This is a genomic window from Pseudovibrio sp. WM33, assembly GCF_001623165.1.
Taxonomy (GTDB): domain Bacteria; phylum Pseudomonadota; class Alphaproteobacteria; order Rhizobiales; family Stappiaceae; genus Pseudovibrio.
The window spans coordinates 1-18,671 of the sequence record NZ_LMCK01000101.1; the positions used below are offsets into that span (position 1 = coordinate 1).

At 50.7% G+C, this 18,671-nt stretch carries 21 protein-coding genes; 2 read left to right on the top strand and 19 right to left on the bottom strand.

Going from position 1 to position 18,671, the window contains the following annotated elements:
• Positions 1-187: 187 nt before the first annotated feature.
• Genes PsWM33_RS18640 through PsWM33_RS18650 form a run of 3 tightly spaced genes read right to left on the bottom strand, consistent with a single transcriptional unit; the run spans position 188 to position 2,802 of the window.
• Positions 188-1,570, bottom strand: a complete 1,383-nt coding sequence (locus PsWM33_RS18640) for an ATP-binding protein (RefSeq protein ID WP_063301222.1) — start codon at positions 1,568-1,570, stop codon at positions 188-190.
• A gap of 44 nt (positions 1,571-1,614) precedes the next feature.
• Positions 1,615-2,316: a response regulator gene (locus PsWM33_RS18645; protein ID WP_063293978.1), complete on the bottom strand. Its 702-nt coding sequence runs from the start codon at positions 2,314-2,316 to the stop codon at positions 1,615-1,617.
• 9 nt (positions 2,317-2,325) lie between these two features.
• Positions 2,326-2,802 (bottom strand): MarR family winged helix-turn-helix transcriptional regulator, encoded by a 477-nt coding sequence (locus PsWM33_RS18650; RefSeq protein WP_057463584.1) that lies wholly within the window; start codon positions 2,800-2,802, stop codon positions 2,326-2,328.
• A gap of 319 nt (positions 2,803-3,121) precedes the next feature.
• On the opposite strand from PsWM33_RS18650, the gene PsWM33_RS18655 reads away from it, so the two are divergent.
• Positions 3,122-4,021, top strand: coding sequence for a branched-chain amino acid aminotransferase (locus PsWM33_RS18655; RefSeq protein ID WP_063301223.1), 900 nt, complete (start codon positions 3,122-3,124; stop codon positions 4,019-4,021).
• Between the two features lie 61 nt (positions 4,022-4,082).
• Here the strand turns inward: PsWM33_RS18655 and PsWM33_RS18660 are convergent, their stop codons facing one another.
• The 10 genes from PsWM33_RS18660 to PsWM33_RS18705 all read right to left on the bottom strand — a co-directional run bounded on the left by PsWM33_RS18660 (position 4,083) and on the right by PsWM33_RS18705 (position 13,065).
• Positions 4,083-5,339 carry a multidrug effflux MFS transporter gene (locus PsWM33_RS18660; RefSeq protein ID WP_063301224.1) on the bottom strand — a complete coding sequence of 419 codons (1,257 nt, stop codon included), beginning with the start codon at positions 5,337-5,339 and terminating at the stop codon, positions 4,083-4,085.
• A 152-nt stretch (positions 5,340-5,491) separates the two neighbouring features.
• The gene (locus tag PsWM33_RS18665; protein ID WP_063301225.1) at positions 5,492-5,980 is read right to left on the bottom strand and encodes a molybdenum cofactor biosynthesis protein MoaE; all 489 of its coding nucleotides are present in this window, start codon (positions 5,978-5,980) and stop codon (positions 5,492-5,494) included.
• A gap of 42 nt (positions 5,981-6,022) precedes the next feature.
• Positions 6,023-6,274 carry a molybdopterin converting factor subunit 1 gene (moaD, locus tag PsWM33_RS18670; RefSeq protein ID WP_057463580.1) on the bottom strand — a complete coding sequence of 84 codons (252 nt, stop codon included), beginning with the start codon at positions 6,272-6,274 and terminating at the stop codon, positions 6,023-6,025.
• Between the two features lie 60 nt (positions 6,275-6,334).
• Complete coding sequence (gene pgsA / locus PsWM33_RS18675) at positions 6,335-6,907, bottom strand: CDP-diacylglycerol--glycerol-3-phosphate 3-phosphatidyltransferase (RefSeq protein ID WP_057463579.1); 573 nt, start codon at positions 6,905-6,907, stop codon at positions 6,335-6,337.
• A 117-nt stretch (positions 6,908-7,024) separates the two neighbouring features.
• A complete protein-coding gene (locus tag PsWM33_RS18680) occupies positions 7,025-7,306 on the bottom strand; it encodes an HlyU family transcriptional regulator (RefSeq protein ID WP_063290025.1) in 282 nt (93 codons plus the stop codon).
• Between the two features lie 27 nt (positions 7,307-7,333).
• On the bottom strand, positions 7,334-7,972 hold the full coding sequence (locus PsWM33_RS18685) for a thymidine kinase (protein WP_063301226.1): 639 nt from the start codon (positions 7,970-7,972) through the stop codon (positions 7,334-7,336).
• Between the two features lie 117 nt (positions 7,973-8,089).
• The gene (locus tag PsWM33_RS18690; protein WP_063301227.1) at positions 8,090-8,779 is read right to left on the bottom strand and encodes an HAD family hydrolase; all 690 of its coding nucleotides are present in this window, start codon (positions 8,777-8,779) and stop codon (positions 8,090-8,092) included.
• A 49-nt stretch (positions 8,780-8,828) separates the two neighbouring features.
• The gene (locus tag PsWM33_RS18695; RefSeq protein WP_208994637.1) at positions 8,829-9,734 is read right to left on the bottom strand and encodes an endonuclease/exonuclease/phosphatase family protein; all 906 of its coding nucleotides are present in this window, start codon (positions 9,732-9,734) and stop codon (positions 8,829-8,831) included.
• A 209-nt stretch (positions 9,735-9,943) separates the two neighbouring features.
• Positions 9,944-11,977 (bottom strand): excinuclease ABC subunit UvrC, encoded by a 2,034-nt coding sequence (gene uvrC, locus PsWM33_RS18700; RefSeq protein ID WP_063301229.1) that lies wholly within the window; start codon positions 11,975-11,977, stop codon positions 9,944-9,946.
• 101 nt (positions 11,978-12,078) lie between these two features.
• Positions 12,079-13,065 (bottom strand): calcium/sodium antiporter, encoded by a 987-nt coding sequence (locus PsWM33_RS18705; RefSeq protein WP_063301230.1) that lies wholly within the window; start codon positions 13,063-13,065, stop codon positions 12,079-12,081.
• 394 nt (positions 13,066-13,459) lie between these two features.
• Here PsWM33_RS18705 and PsWM33_RS18710 point away from each other — a divergent pair, with 394 nt between their 5' ends.
• On the top strand, positions 13,460-14,125 hold the full coding sequence (locus PsWM33_RS18710; protein ID WP_063301231.1) for an outer membrane protein: 666 nt from the start codon (positions 13,460-13,462) through the stop codon (positions 14,123-14,125).
• Positions 14,126-14,181: 56 nt separating this feature from the next.
• On the opposite strand, the gene PsWM33_RS18715 is transcribed toward PsWM33_RS18710, so the two are convergent.
• From PsWM33_RS18715 to PsWM33_RS28695, 6 genes are all read right to left on the bottom strand, one after another.
• Positions 14,182-14,814, bottom strand: a complete 633-nt coding sequence (locus PsWM33_RS18715; RefSeq protein WP_063301232.1) for a glutathione S-transferase family protein — start codon at positions 14,812-14,814, stop codon at positions 14,182-14,184.
• 5 nt (positions 14,815-14,819) lie between these two features.
• The gene (locus PsWM33_RS18720; protein ID WP_063301233.1) at positions 14,820-15,437 is read right to left on the bottom strand and encodes a glutathione S-transferase family protein; all 618 of its coding nucleotides are present in this window, start codon (positions 15,435-15,437) and stop codon (positions 14,820-14,822) included.
• A gap of 165 nt (positions 15,438-15,602) precedes the next feature.
• Entirely contained in the window at positions 15,603-16,130 is a 528-nt protein-coding gene (gene hemG / locus PsWM33_RS18725; protein WP_063301234.1) for a menaquinone-dependent protoporphyrinogen IX dehydrogenase, read from the bottom strand.
• Positions 16,131-16,244: 114 nt separating this feature from the next.
• Positions 16,245-16,769 carry a hypothetical protein gene (locus tag PsWM33_RS28100; protein ID WP_208994638.1) on the bottom strand — a complete coding sequence of 175 codons (525 nt, stop codon included), beginning with the start codon at positions 16,767-16,769 and terminating at the stop codon, positions 16,245-16,247.
• A 178-nt stretch (positions 16,770-16,947) separates the two neighbouring features.
• Positions 16,948-17,802, bottom strand: a complete 855-nt coding sequence (locus PsWM33_RS18735) for a 23S rRNA (adenine(2030)-N(6))-methyltransferase RlmJ (protein ID WP_063301235.1) — start codon at positions 17,800-17,802, stop codon at positions 16,948-16,950.
• Positions 17,803-17,999: 197 nt separating this feature from the next.
• Positions 18,000-18,650: a cold-shock protein gene (locus PsWM33_RS28695; RefSeq protein ID WP_063301236.1), complete on the bottom strand. Its 651-nt coding sequence runs from the start codon at positions 18,648-18,650 to the stop codon at positions 18,000-18,002.
• Positions 18,651-18,671 lie beyond the last annotated feature (21 nt).

Here is an 18,671-nt window from a genome sequence, read left to right on the forward strand (position 1 = left end):
GCAAAAGAGGCGACGTTGTTCATTACAAGAAAGCCCGGGCAAGGCGTGTAGCTGATGCCGAAGAAACATTATTTAATAAGTAGCGCAGGTATTGCCTGCCGTCTTGCTCATCCCGATTTCCGGGAATTCTGGTTCAACACTGCATGGGATGCCATGTGGTGCTCTTCGCATGTGTGCATACTGTGAGCTAGATCGGAATGCGAATGCGAACGCGCAGGCCGCCCAGTGGAGACTGGCGCAAGAAGATTTCCCCGCCATGACTTCTCACGATATCCCTTGCAATCGCCAGGCCGAGGCCTGAGCCACCGCTGTCCTGATTGCGGGCCGTATCCAGCCTGTGGAAGGGACGGAAGACGTTCTCCCGCTCTTCACGAGGGATACCCGGACCGTCATCATCAACTGTAATAATCAGCCAGTCGGGTGTTCGATTGCCCTTGATGCGCAGCGTCTTGCCATAGCGCGCGGCATTGGAAATCACGTTCAGTAGACAGCGCCGGAAGGCTCGGCCTTTGACGATGACAAGTGGATCTCCGTCGAAGGAGGATGCAACGTCAGCGCCAACAACCTCTGCTTCGACCTCCAGATCCTCCAGCATGAGCGAGATATCGACCGGAGCAGGCGGCTCGTCACCATAGCCTTTGGAGAAGGAAAGATAGTCCTCCAACATGCGGTTCATTTCGTCGACGTCTTTACGCAGAGCATCTGCCTCAGGAGATTGAGGAAGCAGGGCAAGCTCAAGACGGAACCGCGTGAGGATGGTTCGCAAGTCATGGCTGACGCCTGCAAGCATGGTCGTGCGCTGATCAACATGGCGCTCAATTCTGCGGCGCATGTCCACGAAAGCAAGAGCGGCACGGCGGACTTCACGAGCGCCATGTGGGCGGAAGTTGGAGACTTGTCGGCCCTTGCCGAATTCCTCAGCAGCATCTGCCAGTTGCTCGATTGGCCGAATTTGGTTTCTGAGGAACAAGACTGCGATAATGATCAAAACCAGCGAGGTGGCGACCATCCAGACGATGAAGATATGGGAGTTCGACGCATACGTCTGGCTGCGACGAGCGATGATACGAAGTGTTTTGTTTTCCAGCTGGATGCGGATTTCGACGAACCGGGCTGCGCCCACTGTATCAATCCAGAATGGTTTTCCAATACGAGCCGCGATCTCGCGGGTCATGTATCGGTCTACCAAATCGAAGAGCGGTTTAGGCTTTGCTGCTGGAAGTGGCTCTTTGGGAAGGACTGATACGGACAGACCTAATGCACCTGCACTAATCCTTTTAAGCGTGGCGTAGTTATCGTCATGAGCATAGGTTTCAGTCATATCGACGACAGCAGCGATTTCCCGCACCACTGCCTCAGACAGGCGGCGCGTTACCAGATCGTAATGGCGTTCCATGAAAACGAAAGCGAGGACTGATTGCAGGATCAGGAAGGGGATGACGATGATCAGCAGAGCACGGACATAAAGGCCCTTCGGAAGCCGATAATGCAGCCAGCTGGTCACCGCGAAGTAGGGCTTTAAAAGCGTTCTGATCCATTGTGGAAGTGTGAACCGGTCTGATAAGCCCATTGTCCTCTCGCTGCTCGCCTGTGCGCTGGCTGCTATAATGGCAGCTAGTTGGTAATAAGCCGATAACCTATCCCACGCACGGTCTGCAGGTACAGGGGATTGCCGGGGTCTTCCTCAATCTTTCTTCTCAAGCGGTTCACCTGAACGTCGATTGTGCGCTCACCAAGTGCAGCATCTGCTCCCACAAGGTCAGTTCGTGCTACAGTTTGACCAGGCTTTTCCGCGAAGGTGTTGAGGATTTGTTTTTCGCGATCAGTCAGGCGGACATGTTCGTCATTGCGTTTTAGTTCACCACGTTCTGCATTGTATTGAAACGGGCCGAACGCCAATACTTCGAGTTTCATTTTTGGCTTTGGGCCACCTCTGCGGAGAATGGCGGAAATTCTAAGGAGTAATTCGCGTGGTTCAAACGGCTTTGAGACATAATCATCGACGCCAGCTTCCAGTCCTTCAATCCGATCTTCAATATCGGAGCGGGCTGTGAGCATGAGGATGGGGACAGCTTTGGAACGGCGCAGGTCTTTTGCGAGCTCAATTCCGCTTTCGCCTGGCATCATGACGTCCAAAATGAGTAGGTCGAACTCCAGGCCGGATAATCTGCGGCGGGCTTCTACTGCGTCTCTTGCGACGGTTACCCGAAAGCCGCTTTCTCCGAGAAACCTTTGGAGCAGGTCGCGGATACGGCTGTCATCATCAATCAGGAGAATGTGAGGTGCATCATCTTCCAGAAGAGCAGAGCGGGCCACGGTAATTCCTCAATCTGTTTGTTTGGTGATGAGACGGGCAACTTCGCTGCGATCATTCTCATCAATCATAAGATATAAAAACTGGCGGACAATCTCATCACTGCCATCTGGCATCATGGAGATCGCCTTATTAATACGTTGGGACTGGAGTTTGGATAGCCGGGCACAAAATTCTGTACCTTTTTCAGTGGTATATAGCAGGCGCTGACGGCGGTCCAACGCTCCTGGTTCCTGACAAATGAAGTCATCATCCACCAACTGTTTCAAAACACGTCCTAAACTTTGCTTCGTGATTTTTAAAATGTCGAGCAGGTCAGAGACTCTGATTCCGGGGTTTCTGTGCACAAAATGAAGAACACGGTGATGGGCACGACCAAAACCCAGCTCATCGAGAAGCACATCCGGATCACCCGTAAAATCGCGATAAGCGAAGAAAAACAGTTCAATAAGGTCAAACCGTGGTGAATCGCTGTCTTTTTTATTCATTTCCTGTCCCGGATAACTGCCTATTTTTTAATCTCACAAAAAATACGTCAGTCATGTTGACTTATTTCAGAATGATAGTTACAAGTTACTCATCGCTGAAGAAAGGAAAGAACTCAACACGTCGCATGTGCGCAATAGTTGAAAAATTAATTTCTTCATCGGTTTTACGTCGCGGGTAGGTATTGATCATCTGTAGTTGTAATACGGCTGCTCTGTATACCTATCCTTTATAAACTCATTGATTTAGCTAGAACACACCTTGACTGGCAAGTCCTTGCCTTGCCTGCACCGTGAATTGTTCGCCATATGGAGAAGAGAAATGGCGGGTATACCCTTTGATCAACTAGAAGGCTCAATCTGGTTGGATGGAAAAATTGTTCCGTGGTCAGAGGCCAAGGTGCACGTGCTCACGCACGGATTGCACTACGGAAGCAGTGTGTTCGAAGGTCAACGCGCCTATGGCGGCGAGATCTTCAAGCTGGAAGAACACACCAAACGCTTACATGCTTCTGCAGAGGTTCTGGGCTTCACTATTCCGTGGAGCGAAGAGCAGATTAACGGTGCGTGTAAACAGATGCTTGCCGAGAACAACCTGACAGATGCTTACCTGCGTCCGGTTGCCTGGCGCGGCAGTGAGATGATGGGCATTTCAGCTCAGTCCAACACCATCCACCTGGCGATTGCTGCATGGGAGTGGCCGAGCTACTTCTCTCCAGAAGAGCGTTTGAAGGGTATTCGTCTGGATCTGGCGGAATATCGTCGCCCTGATCCAAAGACTGCGCCGTTCAAGTCGAAGGCAGCTGGTTTGTACATGATCTGCACAATCTCCAAGCATGCTGCAGAAGCAAAAGGGTATTCCGATGCTTTGATGCTGGACTGGCAGGGCCGTGTTGCTGAAGCGACTGGCGCGAATGTTTTCTTCATCAAAGACGGGGCAATCCACACTCCGATTGCGGACTGTTTCCTTGATGGCATAACGCGCCGCACTGTGATTGATCTGGCACGTGCTCGTGGTATCGAAGTGATTGAGCGTCGTATCATGCCTGAAGAGATGGAAGGCTTTGAACAGTGCTTCCTGACTGGATCTGCTGCTGAAGTGACACCGGTTTCTGAAATCGGGCTGCACAGTTTTGTTCCGGGCGATATTACGAAGCTGATGATCGAGGATTACATGGCTGCTGTACAGCCTGCGAAAGAAGAGTTGCTTGTTGCAAGCTGATTTCTTCGCCGCATGAAAATTCAAAGCCCGCTGCTCTGACTGAGTGGCGGGCTTTCTCGTTTTATTCGGTTGCGAGCTGTTGTTCGTGCTGCGGTTTGAAGAGTTTGCCGTTTTCTGTGATCAGCACGCAGATCAAGCCAAGGATCGAGAACAAAGCGACACCATAGACGAGGGGAAGTTCGGTCCCATTGTACAACTTGCCAACTCCAGCACCGAGCAGGGCGCCGATCAATGTGGTGATGAAGCCAATCATGGCTGAGCCTGCACCTGCAACGCGCCCCAATGGTTCCATTGCCATGGTGTTGAAGTTCGGGCCGATGAAGCCGAAGAAGAACATAGCCAGTGACTGAATTGCTATGAATGTCACGATTGTCAGATTACCACTGTAGGCAATTGCTGCTGTCAAAACAGAAGTTGCGGTAAAGCCAAGCAATGCCATATGCGACATTCTTCTGAGGCCATATTTCTCCACCATTTGAGAGTTCAGGTAGGAGGAAAGAGCCATCGCGATTGAGATTGCCGCAAACACGATTGGGAACAGGTCAGCGAGCGCAAAGCGTTCCATGAAGACTTGCTGCGCAGAATTGATGAATGCGAACAGGCAGGCAAAGATGAATGTCATGGCCATCATGTAGCCAACAGTCACACGAGTGGTGAGGGCTAACCGATATGCACTGAGGACAGAACGTAATTCCAGTGGGCGTTGGTTTATGGGGTCGAGGCTTTCAGGAAGGCGCATCGAACACCAGACAAATAAGAGCACTCCAAACAGAGTTAGGGCAGCGAACACGCCTTGCCATGGAGCGACCCACAGGACGATCTGTCCGAGAAATGGAGCAATCACGGGGGCAATCTGGAAAGCCACCATGACCAAGGACATCACCTTGCCCATTTGACGACCGCTGTACCAGTCCCGGATCATTGAAATGGATGCAACGCGCGGCGCTGCAGCTCCGATACCCTGGAGGGTTCGAGCTGCGAGCATGTGCTCATAGCTTACAGCGAATGTCGAATACACTCCACCAATGATGTACAGGCTGAGGCCGATCAGCAACGTGGTTCGACGACCAATCGTATCCGAAAGCGGACCGAAAAAGAGAGAAGCAAAAGCGAGACCAAGCATGTAGGCTGTGATCACCAATTGGCGATCATTGTCGGCGACAGATAATGCAGCGCTCATAGCTGGAAGAGCCGGGAGCATCATTGACGTCGCAACCGCGTTCAGCGCCATAAGCGCTGCAACAAGGCTGACAATTTCCCATAAGGAAAGCCCAGGATGAGGTGCTCGCTCATGCTGCAGATCAGAAACTGCAGACATCAGAGACCTGTTTGTTGGGTGCAAAAAAGGTAAGAGGTCGCGATTGCGACCTAATAAACTCAAATTAGCTTCTATTTGAACTGGCAAACATGGCTATGTCAAGGCAAGTGCCAGTTCATTGTTGCGTGCTGCATGTTTATGGAATGCTGGAGCTATTTGGTTTTCTGCTCGTCCCAGCGTGCTGCATCGGCATCATCAATTGCTTTAGCCTCGACCCAAGTTCCCTCGGATGCCTCTTTGAGATGCTCTTTCTTCCAAAATGGCGCCTGCGTTTTTAGGAAGTCCATTAGAAAGTCAGAAGCTTCGAAGGCGGCTCGACGATGAGAGCTGGTTGCTATGACCAAAACAATGTTGTCGCCTGGAGGAATTTTGCCAAAACGATGAATGATCGTGAGGCCTGTCAGAGGCCAACGTTCAACGGCTTGCTGCGCAAACTTTGAGATCTGAGCTTCGGCCATGCCTGGGTAATGTTCTAGCTCTAGAGCTTCAAGCGTACCGCCTTCATCGCGGCAAAGACCGGTGAAGGTAACGATAGCTCCGACATCCTTGCGGCCTTTGGTGAGGATTTCGGTTTCCGCTAAAACGTCGAAATCTTCAGCCTGAACGCGAACTGTAAATTCTGTGGTGGTGCTGTTTGACATGGTACTCGCAGACTTTGAGATATGCTGGAGGGAAGGTGTTCCTCAACCGCCTGTCATAGGCGGGAAGAACGCAACTTCTTCAGTTCCAGACAAAACGTGATCTTCTTCCACGTGTTCCTGATTGACTGCAATGCGAATGGTTTCTGGTTGTTCGAAGGCAAATGCATAACCTTCATCACGAGCTGCGAGCCAACTCATCAATTCGCCTGCGGTTTTAACAGTTTCTGGAAGCTCAATGGTTTCCTCAGAGGTTCCAGTGCGCTCACGCAGCCAAGCGAAGTAACGAATTTTCATGAGATTGAGCCCCGGTATTGTATGGCTTCCTTTTCGTGGAAGCCTTGTCTTTTACAGGAATTAGTCTTCAATCAGATGGCCAATTCCGGCGCGGAAGTAGTCATACCCCGTATATAGGGTTAAAATCGCTGCGACCCAAAGTAGCACTATACCAGTTGATGTGGTGTAGGGGAAAACAACATCTCCAGCATCACCTGCGAGCAAAAAGCCCAAGGCAACGAGTTGGACAGTGGTTTTCCATTTAGCCAGTTTGGTAACAGGGACTGAAACACGAAGCTCAGCGAGGAACTCACGCAAGCCGGAAACAAGGATTTCTCGGCAAAGAATGATGATGGCAGCAAAGATGGACCAGTTTCCGATTGTCTGATCCCATGCCAATATTAGGAGACAAACAGAAACAAGAAGTTTGTCGGCAATTGGGTCCAGCATGCGACCAAGAGCGGACTGTTGCTGCCAAATTCTGGCGAGGTAGCCGTCAAAGAAATCTGTGATTGCAGCTATGAAGAAGATACTCAATGCAATCCAACGGGCGGTGTGGGTTGGGAAATAGAAACACACAGCCAGAGCTGGCACAGCAGCAATACGGCCGTAAGTAAGAATATTTGGAAGCGAAAATATAAGCTTACGGGACATATGAACCTTCAAGTTTACGCGGCTAACAAGCGCTCATACGCAGGGTGTGCACATCCAAGTGCGTCCTGTCAATTGTAGCACGCTTATTTGTGCAGGACTTCGGGGGAGTATACGGGATTATGTAAACATCCCGTCACCCATTTCCTTAATGATCTGCTTTGCCTTGCGTGAAGAGAACTCTTTTGCTTCATCCTCAGAGCCATGTGTGTCTGCGCGGATAAAGGTGTGTTCCTTGGTCTCTTCACCAAATTGCTTGGTGATGCGACCCGCAGTTTGCCACTGTCCTCCACGGCGAGAAGGTTCAGAGTAAATCAGGTAGCCTTCAAATTCTTCTGCCTTTGCAGCTGGCGTTGATTTTTCATCTTTGTTGCCGCCAAACAGATTTGAGAAAAAGCCCATGTTTATTCTCCCAGACTAAACGTAGTTTTAGTGGTCTACAGGTTCGCACATCATGTCGGCGTGTGCATCCTTGTTTTCACCGGTAGGTTCCCCAAGTTTGCGCATGGACCAGTGTTTTCTGCAAAGCGAGATGTAGGATTCCTCGCCACCGATGACAACCTGATCACCTTCTTCGACAATGTTTCCGCTTTCATCTACGCGGGCCACCATTGTTGCTTTGGAACCGCACCAGCAAATGGTTCTCACTTCGCGGAGGATATCTGCAATGGCGAGGAGTGCGGCACTGCCTGGAAACATCTTGCCCTGAAAGTCGGTCCTCAAACCGTAAGCCATCACAGGAATACGAAGATGATCTGCAACATGGGCCAGCTGCCAGACCTGAGCTTCTGTCAGGAATTGCGCTTCATCGATGAAAACGGCGTTGAACTGGTGCTCTTTGAGTTGTTCCTCAATACAAGCGAACAGATCAAGCTTTGTGTCGTAGATCAGGGCATCTGACTTCAAACCTATACGCGATGAAATTTCTCCGACCTTGGTGCGATTGTCGAGGGCTGCTGTGAACAGCAAACTGTGCATGCCACGCTCCTGATAGTTATAGGAGGCCTGCAGCAGCAGAGTGGACTTACCAGCATTCATTGCGGAGAAATTGAAATATAGTTTTGCCATTGGCCCTTCGCGGCGCGGCGCGCCTCATCGCGTTCAATTTGATTAGGTCTTCATACATGGATTCGTGAGAGAGGCCAGAACCCTGGGAGGTTACTCACAAGGTTCCACGGCAAACTTTTAGCGTGAGGCGTATCCAGCAACCAAACTTGGTAATTCACGCATGCAGGCAATGGAATGATCCGGAAGAACATGGGATCGATTGTCATGCTGCAGAGGGTTAAACCAGACAGAGGTGGCGCCAATATTGTTCGCGCCTGCGATGTCGTGCTCCAAAGAGTCGCCGACATGGATGAGTTTGTCGGGACTCATACCAGCCATTGAAAGCATGGCATCAAAGAGACGAGGATCCGGTTTTTTGTAGGGATACTCTTCTGCCATCACCACGAAGTCGAAGAGGTGGGCGATGCCAGCGCTTTTAGGGCAAGAGTTGCCATTGGTGATGAGTGCTGTCTTGTAGTTTCGCTTAAGTGTTGCGAGCGTTTCTTTGACATGAGGGTAAAAGTAAGGGTCTCCGAAGCGGACTTTCTTGAAGATCTCCAGCGCCTGCTCGGACAAATCCTTAGCATTGCTCAGTGGATTAAGTGCTTGTTCAAATGAAGCTCTTCGAGTTTCCAGTAAGCGAATGTTATTGGGGCCTGCGTCTTCAATGAGGGATTTATGTATCTTTTTGAGGCGTTTGGGAGTGATGGGTTTGTCGGAGTAATGGCTTAAAAAACTTGCGGTGGTGATGAGGGCTTCGTCCAGAATTCGTTGAAAATCAAAGAGGGTTTGGTCTGCATCGAAGGATATGAGTAATTCTCGTGGCATTCCAAATTTCCCTCCGGACTAATCCTTAGAAAGTTATTATATGCTTACTTTAGGGTAATATGTGAAGTGTTGCGAAGATTGGAAAATGGTCTGAGCCGACGTCTTCGTCAATTATGAGGTCTTTGATTATTATTTCTTCGGAAGAGGTGATGTGATCGACTTTTGATCCCAACATTTTTCCAAGAAATGGATTGATAAAATATCGAGTTGTCTGCGGAATGAGGCTGGTAAAGGTTGTTTTCAGCTTCAAATCTGAAAGTAATTTCTGGAAGGTATCTGACCATACAGGTGTGTTCCAGTCCCCTAAAACCATAATGGGTGAATCTGTCTGCTTTTCCCGTATGTAATTTGACACATAATTCATGTAGGTCGTCCGTCCATCTAGACGACGTTGACTGCGTGGACTTGCCGGGTGGATTGCATAGAGCTGGATTAGGGTGCCGTTGATGTCGAGATCTGCGCTCAAGAACTCGCGCGGAATGTAACCGTTTTGCCCGAGGCCAGGTATATGAACCCGTTTTGAGTTTTTAAGCGGAAATTTGCTGAAGACTGTGAGATCCGTGTCGCGCTTTGCTGGCGGTAGGATAGCGTATTGATAATTCTCAGTCAGGAACGCTTTCAGACGAGGAGTTGCGCTTGCGGTTTCCTGAAACACGATCAGGTCCGGTTGCCGTTTTTCGATGAGCTCCTGTAAGGCCTCCTTTTCAAACTGCATATGCAGGAGGTTGAGACTCATGACGTTGAACGACTTGCTCTTGGGGTGGTTCTCCAGAATTGCGACAGGCTGAGTGACGAGCCGGATGCTGGTGACCATCCAGAAACTAGAGATGATTAAGCCTAAGAGGCATAGTAAATGGAGCCAGTGCAGCTTTCTGGCCATTACGAGCCAGATTAGGAGAGCAACGAAACCCAACGCGATAAGTTGCGGGATAAAGAAAGCGACCGCTTCGCTCAACAGATTTCCTGGAGCGAATAATGAGGCAAGAAGCAGGAAGGTGACAGCGAGTGTTCCTGCGCGCACCAGATGAAGCAAGATCGGGGTATTTCGCTTTTTCTTTGATAATACCCTGTCTGAATGCACTGATCTCACCTTTGGCTGCTAAATTTTGATGAGAATAGCGCAGAGTCGTTTTCTATTTGTGAAAACAATGCTTTATCCCGTGATTATTCGTGGAAGTGATTGTAGATCAGTTTTGCAATGCTTTCGGAGATACCTGAAACAGCTCGCAAGTCATCGATACCCGCTTTTGAAACTGCTTTTGCAGTGCCAAAGTGATGAAGCAGAACGCGCTTTCTTGTCGGACCAATACCCGCGATTTCGTCCAGTGGGTTTGCGACGATCGCTTTTTTGCGGCGAGCTCTGTGGGAGCCGATCGCGAAGCGGTGGGCTTCATCTCGCATGCGTTGCACGAAGTACAGGACTGGATCACGCTCAGGTAACATGAAGCTTTGCTTGCCTGTGACGAAGAACTTCTCGCGTCCTGCATCGCGGTCAGGGCCTTTTGCGATGCCGACCAATGGGATGTCCGTGATGCCCATCTCTTCAAGTGTATCGCGGACAGCGCTGAGCTGACCTTTACCGCCATCGATCAATACCAAATCAGGCCATGCAGGGATGTCAGCATTGGATGGCGCGACATCCTGCTCTTCCTCACCGGCTTTTTGCTCAGTTTTTGATTGTGCGGTGAAACGGGCAGCTTGTTCGTAGCCTTCCGGGTTTTCCTTCATCAGACGAGCAAAACGGCGAGAGAGGACCTCTCGCATCATGCCGTAGTCGTCGCCCGGGATCAGGTCTTCTGACTTGATGTTGAACTTTCTGTACTGGCCTTTCGCAAAGCCATCAGAGCCTGCAACAATCATCCCACCAACAGCATTGGTGCCTGAGATGTGGGAGTTATCGAAGACATCAATGCGACGTGGTGTGCGGTCTAGGTCAAAGGCTTCCGCGACGCCCTTCAAGAGTTTCAGCTGGCTAGATGTCTCAGCAAGTCTCCGGCCAAGAGCACCCTTGGCATTCGTGAGTGCGTGCTCCACCAACTCGCGTTTTTCGCCGCGCTTTGGAATTGCAACTTCGACCTTGCGATTGGCCCTTGCTGAGAGGGCTTCTGCCAGCAGTTCTTGCTCTTCCAGTTCATGAGAGAGCAACACCATACGTGGTGGCGGTTTATCCTCGTAGAACTGGGAGAGGAAGCTCTCCAGAATTTCTGAGGGTTCGTAGCTTTTGTCCGCTTTTGGAAAGTATGCGCGGTTGCCCCAGTTTTGTCCTGTGCGGAAGAAAAAGACCTGTACGCATGTCTGACCACCTTCCTGATAAGTGGCGAAGACATCTGCTTCGTCAATGCTCTGCGGGTTGATACCCTGATGGCTCTGAACATGTGACAGTGCGGCGATGCGGTCGCGGTAGACGGCTGCCTGTTCAAAGTCGAGGTTCTCTGAGGCTTTTTCCATAGCCACTGCCAGATCTTGCTTGATGAGCTGGCTTTTGCCCGAGAGGAAAGACTTTGCCTCTGCGACAAGTCCTTTGTAGTCCTCGATGGAGATTTCACCGGTGCACGGTGCAGCGCAGCGCTTGATTTGGTAGAGCAGACAAGGGCGTGAGCGGTTGGAGTAGTAGCTGTCGGAGCAGTTGCGAATGAGAAACGCCTTTTGCATGGCGTTGATGGTGTCATTGACAGCACCAGCGGATGCAAAAGGTCCGAAGTAGTCGCCTTTGCGGGCCCGAGCTCCGCGGTGTTTGATCAGGGCAGGGGCTTCATGGTCGGCACTGATCAGGATGTATGGAAAGGACTTGTCGTCACGTAGAAGTACGTTGAAGCGAGGGCGCAAACGCTTGATCAGGTTTGCTTCCAGCAGCAAGGCTTCTGGTTCTGTGCGGGTTTCAACGAACTCCATGGCAGCGGTTGCCATGATCATCCGCATGATGCGGTTGGATTGGCCCTGAAGCCGAGTGTAACTTGTGACGCGCTTTTTCAGCGAACGGGCTTTACCCACATAGAGGACTTCGCCGTCCTCATCAAACATGCGGTAGACGCCGGGGCCAAGGGGCAAGCGTTTTACGAAGTCTGCAATGACTTCAACACCCTTTACGCCAGGTTTGCGCGGCGCAGCATTGCTTTCAAACTGGATGTCTGGATTGCTTTGGGGCACATCGACATTGTCTTCTGCTTGAGCAGGCATGTCAGATGTGTCTTTGGCCATGATCCAGTTACTCTCGGTGTATGCTGAAATAAAATATGGAAACGCACCTTATCCGATTCAACGGCAGGTGCGGTCTCTCAGAAGTGTTTTAGTTGTGTGTCCTAGATGAAATCCAGAGCAAATACGCCGTAGATGTAAGCGACATAGGCAACGCTAAGGAATATGCCCCATGCTTTGCCGAGGCACAGACGCTTAGCGGCAAAGATATACAGCAGTACGGCACAGGCTAGCATGACCCAGATGTCGAAGACGAGGATTTGTTCTGGGATAGGGATTGGAATGATTGTAACCGTGATGCCCATGATCGCCAGTAGATTAAAAACATTGGAGCCAATGACATTGCCGAGCGCGACTGCAGAGTGCTGACGGATGGCTGCCATAACGGTTGTTGCAAGCTCTGGCAGTGATGTGCCAAGTGCAACGACAGTCAGGCCGATAACAGCATCGGACACGCCCCAGGATGATGCTACATCAGTTGCGCCAGAGATGGTTAGTTGTGCTCCAAGCGGCAGGCCGATCAGGCCCAGAACGAGGAAGAGTGCTGCAATTGCTTTATTTTCTGGAACGGAATCGACGTCGAGATCGTCTTCTTCGTCTCCATCAGAAGCCGTTACACAGCAGGAGCCGTTCTCTTTCTTATGCTTCTTGGTTGCGCGTACTGAATCTCCCAGAAAGATTATGAGCAAAACAAGAAGGCCGATACCTGCATAGTGGGTGAGCGTTCCCATGAAGCAGAGTGCTGCAAAAATGACAGAGACCACCAGCATGAACAGAGCGTTTCTGTGAGCTCCGTTCTCATCGCATGGTGTTGTTGCGATTAGAGCAGGTATACCAAGAACCAGCAGTACGTTTGCGATGTTGGAGCCGACAACGTTACCGATTGCAACGCCGCTGACGCCGTCGAGAGCAGCTTTCAGAGAGATAAAGAGTTCTGGTGCAGAGGTACCAAAGGCGACGATGGTCAAACCGATGATGAGAGTTGGAATTCCCAAAGCCTGAGCAATTGACACAGCGCCGCGTACAAGCAGGTCACCGGCAAAAATCAATAGTGCGAGACCTCCGAGGAGGGCAGCATATGAGAAAAGCATAGGCTGAAATTCCAATTATGTAAGGTTATTTGCTACACCAAAGGGAGCATACAGGAGTCTGACCGGGTATATAGACAGGTTTGCCGCGTTCTTGAAGTGTCTCAGATCACTTTTGATACCAGATCTCTGCAAAAATTTCAGTCGGTAGAATTGATCACAGCCCGTGTGTAGTAAAAAGGCCACTCAAATATTATGCATTACCTAGCGTAAACAATGAGTTGTCAAATGTGCCATATTCTTTCTGTAGTTTGCCTTGAATTAACCAGAATTCGTGTCAGATCCAGCCACAAAGTCAAATCATACCTTTCTCCATCCTGGGGCGGTCTCATTTGATCGCCTTCCCCCAGCGGATGCGTTTCATGCGCTCCGTTTATAATTTGTTGGAGAATGATACATGCTGCGTATTGCGTCTTGTACCGCTATTGCTTTTGGTCTGATGGCCGGCACTTCCCTTGCTGCTGACCTCCCTCAGCCAGTACAGCCAAGTCAGCCAGAAATTTCTTATGAAACACCAGCGACCTTTTCTGCGTATGACTGGTCTGGTGCTTACATCGGTGCCAACGCTGGTTGGGGATTCCTCGGCGCTGATGGCAAAAGCGGTGCATCCGGTGCATTGGATGACGACCAGAATGGCGTAACTGCGGGCGTTCATGCCGGTTACAATTTCATGGTTGCTCCAAGTGTTGTCCTGGGTGCTGAAGCCGACATTCAGTACAATGACCTGGAAGAGAGAAGTGCAGGTGTGGAGCTTGAGTCCGATTGGAATGCTACAGTTCGCGGTCGTGCTGGTTATGCGCTTGATCGTACGCTATTTTACGGCACAGGTGGTGCAGCATTCAAAGACTTGACCGCGTCAACTTCTGCGGGCAAGGATGACATTATTGCGATCGGTTACGTTGTCGGTGCTGGTGTTGAACACGCTGTAACTGATACTCTGACTGCTCGCCTCGAATACCTTTATCAGGATTTCGGCGATCAGAAGTTTGACTTTGGCGGCACGACTGAAAAAACTAAGATCGACGAAAATCTGGTACGCGCAGGCGTTTCCATGAAGTTCTAATTGAACTGATTTTCAGCTTTAAAGGCGCATGCTTCCGGCATGCGCCTTTTTCGTTTTTAACTTCTTTCAAGCATTTCTGGTGCCTGTGTTTCGTTGTAGGCCGGAACCTGCGCAACAAAAGCATCATGCCAACGAACCAGTTTCGGGTTGTTCTGTCGCCACTCCCCATTTGCGCGTAAGTCGAGATAACCTAACGAGCAAGCAAGTGCGATCTGGGCACAGTCCGGAATGCCATTGGTTTCGGATGGAGTTGGCAAAGGACGATCATTGAAGGCTTTCAATGTGTGATCAACTTTTCCTTGCTGGCGGTCGATCCAGGTCCGGTTCCAGTGCTCTTCCGGGTGGTTCCTTGTTTCAATCTGTGCCTGAATGGCGGCATCAGTGATGCCATCTGCCATTGCCTGTTTTGTCAGGACTGAGATGCGGGAGTCGTCTGCCGGGATGATCTTGCCGCCGCCAGCCAGAGTGTCGAGCAGTTCCAATGCGACGCGGCTGTCGTAGACGATATCGCCGTTTTCCAGCAGAAGTGTTGGGACTTTTGCAAGCGGGTTTTGCTCGTACAAAGAGCCTTCGGATGCTCTTGTGTCAGCCCAATCGACTTTCACTTGTTCATGAAGCCCCAGAACAGCAGCGGCGATACGCGCTTTTCGTCCATAAGGGGAGGTTGGTGACGTGCGGAGTATGACCATTCTGCCTAAACTCCCGGCTCAGCTTTGGTTTTGTCGAATGAAGGTACGCTAGAAGCGAAGTCATCCAGCCATGCAACGAGTGTTGGATAGGATTTACGCCATTCACCTGCGAAACGAAGGTCAAGGTATCCAAGAGCACAGGCTAGGGCTATCTGAGCTGCATCCGGAGAATTATGCTGGACCTTTGGCAGTGGGTTGTTTTCGAAGGCTGTCAGTGCGCGATCAACCTTGGCTTGCTGGTAATCCACCCAGTCCTGATGTTTCTTTTCTTCTGGACGCATACGGCTTTCATAAACGATCTGGATTGCCGCATCACAGATACCATCTGCAAGAGCTTGTTTGGTCAGAATTTCAAATCGTTCAGCACCTGCTGGAAACAGCTTTTCGCCACCAGCTGTATAGTCCAGATATTCAGTGATGACGCGGCTGTCGTAGAGTACGTTGCCGTCTTCAAGGACAAGACATGGGATTTTGCCGAGTGGGTTTTGCTGGCGGAGCGTGTCATTGGGATCGAGTGTCTGTGCAACTTCAACATTCACTTTGTCTGCGAAGCCTAGCACGTACAGTGCGAGCTTGATTTTGCGACCAAATGGAGAAGCGCTGGAGGAACGGAGAGTTTGCATGGCAGCCACCTGTAAAACACTAGATCATGTTGCAACGCGCATCCTTATCCGAAACCCGGAGGTGCATTCGGTGATACGCTCTAGGAGAATTGAGTGGTCTGCACGATATCCGTGTTTCTTCCAATAATGCAAGGGACTTCGATTTGATTGTGCCAGAGTTTGCGGTTACTGGATGAGTTCCTTCGCAAAATGCTCGACAGCATTCCAATTTGTAAATTCGACAGTGAGTTTGGGGTCTGTCGGGCCATTGGTCATCTTCATGATGAGTTGGATCATTAACTGATCCCACGGCTTGTAGTCAGGATAGTTGAGAGCACCTGCAAAGACAGCAGCCTTCTTTGGCTCAAACTTAGATTTCTCCAAGTATTTCCTGAGGTATGCGTTGGTTTGCAGGGTGCTCTTCTCCGGCTTTCTGGCCGTAAGATTGACTGAAAAGAAAGCTGTATGTGCCTGATTCAACTCGGCCAAATTGCGGCTGATAAACTGGCGAACCGGGCGTAAGTGGAAGCCATAGCGGATAGGGGCTCCAATGAGAATTCGACTGTTCTTCAGATCAGGTGGGAGCTGTTCCATCCCTGTTACAAGAGGGAGGAAGACGATCTTTTCTCCATTCTTTTCAAGAAACTCTGAGATCTTGCCAATTATCTTTTTAGTCTGGCCATCATGACTGGCGTAGGCGAGATAGTATTTCATCAGTTGTGAACCCGTAGGACTGTGCTTAGATCTAATATAAACCTCAAGTGCAATCAGTCCTACGAGGCATGATGTAGCAAGGTGCGGCGTTAAAACCACCTGAGAGCTGTTGTGTTAACGAGGGATGATTTCCTGCTCTGGCCGAACCGTCCGGCATTCGCCATCGTAGACCCTGAATTTGTCGAGACCATCAAGGCAAGCCCGGACACCCCATGAAAGGCCGAGGAAGCCATCATACTGCACCAGTGCGTAATAGATGCGGTGTCGGGTGTCGTCGGTCAATGTCGCTAGGCCATTGCAATAGCGGCGGCCCACTGGCCTTGGGCGCCTGATTGTGAAATCTGACTCGCGAATTTCTTCGATCAGCTTGATCTCTAATCCGTCATAATAACTTGGAACAGCACGTGCGATTTGTCGTGCGACGGCTCTTTGTGCCGTGCCGGAGTCACAAGCGGGTAGATAGTCGCCGGACCATCCGAAATAGACTTTCTCATTTGGATCGATGAAATCCTCTTCGTCTATCTGCGGGATGGTTGTGTCATAGCTCCCCGGAGGAACCAGATCAGCAGCAAATGTCGTTCCGGTGGCAACACTCAGTACAGTTGCAGTCAATAGGGTTAGGATTGATCTCGCGCGCATTAACACTCTCCACGGAAAGGCTGGCTGGTCTGAAGCAGCGGACAGCTGCCTGCAGGAAGCGTTTATGCACCAGCCTCTTTGTGAGGCGCGACGAGATACTAAAAGCGCATGAGCTTTGGCCCTGCGCTTCTAGCAATCAGTGATTTGCTGTTTTGGGTCAATCAAAGGTTCTGAGGGGTTACTCAGGAATAACCTGTTCCACGATCCATGACGGGTTGATGCCTTGTGTCAGAGTTTTACAGAGCCATGGTAGAGCGGTGTTCATGTCTTTTGTGAGTGTCCAGGGAGGATTGATGACCATCATCCCACTGGCCTTCATTGGCGCGTCTGAACTGACTTTGCCTGCTGACAACTCGATTTTTATAGTATTGCGGACGCCAGCTTCGTCAAGCTTAGCAATGAGTTGCCGAACTGCACTGAAGTTTTTGACCGGATACCAAATGGCAAATGTTCCGGTCGGCCATCTCTTCCAGCCACGGATGACACCATCTGCAACGCGTGCAAACTCATCTTCTACTTCGAAAGCCGGATCGATCAGGACGACACCGCGTCTTTCTTTTGGGGGGAGGAAGCTACCCAATGCGAGCCAGGCATCCAGTGCAATCACCTTGACTTTTTTGTCCCCGCCGTAATTGTTCTTCAGCTCTTCAAAATCTTCTGGATGAAGTTCTGTGAGTGTCAGACGGTCCTGCTTTCTGGCAAGCATGCAGGCAATCTCAGGGGAACCAGGGTAAAATTGAACGCCACCACCCGGGTTGAATTTCTCGACTGTTTCCAGCCAGGGAGCGAGAACTTCCTTCACTGGGTCTGGAGCATGGCCAAGATTTTCCAGCACTTTGCCGATGCCTTGCTGCCACTCTCCGGTTTTCTGGGCCTCTTCGGAGGTCAGATCATACAGGCCAACTCCGGCATGTGTGTCCAGTACTCTATAGGCTCCATCTTTTTTCTGGAGGTACTTCAAGATGTTGGCGAGGACGATATGTTTGAGTACATCGCCAATGTTGCCTGCGTGGTAAATGTGCCGGTAGTTCATGGTGGGCGCCTGTTGGCCTTTATCGTGCGCTGCTGCCAGGGTGGAGTTCTCTAGAGGCGCTCTTGTTAATAGGTTTGTTGTCGGCCTTATAGTCTGATGGTGGGCAGGGACACAAGCCGCAAAGCTCTCTCGTGAGTTCAAAACTAAAGGCAGCAAAGTGCTGCCTTTAGTAAATCAACAGTGCAAGTCCAAGGTGGTTAGTCCTGGCCTATGCTGTCAAAGTCGTCGCGCATCTCTGGCTGAGATTCAGCTGTTTCAGATGAAACTGCAGTCCCGTCTTCCAGTCGCAGTTCAACTGCCTTTGGACCTTTGCCCCGGCGATCAGGTTCTGTCTCAAAGGAAATCCGCTGCCCACTATCAAGGGTCGTCAGACCGGAGCGCTCAACAGCTGAGATATGGACGAATACATCGCTTTCGCCATTATCTGGTGTGATGAAACCGAAGCCCTTATCCAACTTGAAGAACTTGACAGTGCCAGACTGGCGAGGTCCCCGTTCAACTGGTGGGTAGCTGCGTCGTCCGCCTCCACCACCGTTTGGTCCATCCCGGAAGCCACCGCCTCCGCCATCACCGCTACGGTTGCCATACCCGCCACCACGATCATTGTCGCCATGCCCGCTCGCGCGATGGTCGTTATTCCGGTCTCCGCCGTATCCTCCCGGACTGCGGTTACCGTAGGGACCCCTGCGCTCATTTTCCACCACAGGAGGCGCGTAGGCGCCTCGCTCAGAATCTCCAGGAAAATATGCTGGTGCCCCAAACTCCGGGCCGAAATTCTGCGAATCCCCAAATTCGCGCTTGCCGCCTCGCTTGCTGCGTGGGCGACGACCCGAATTCCCATTATGCATTACAATATCGCCTTTCCTGCG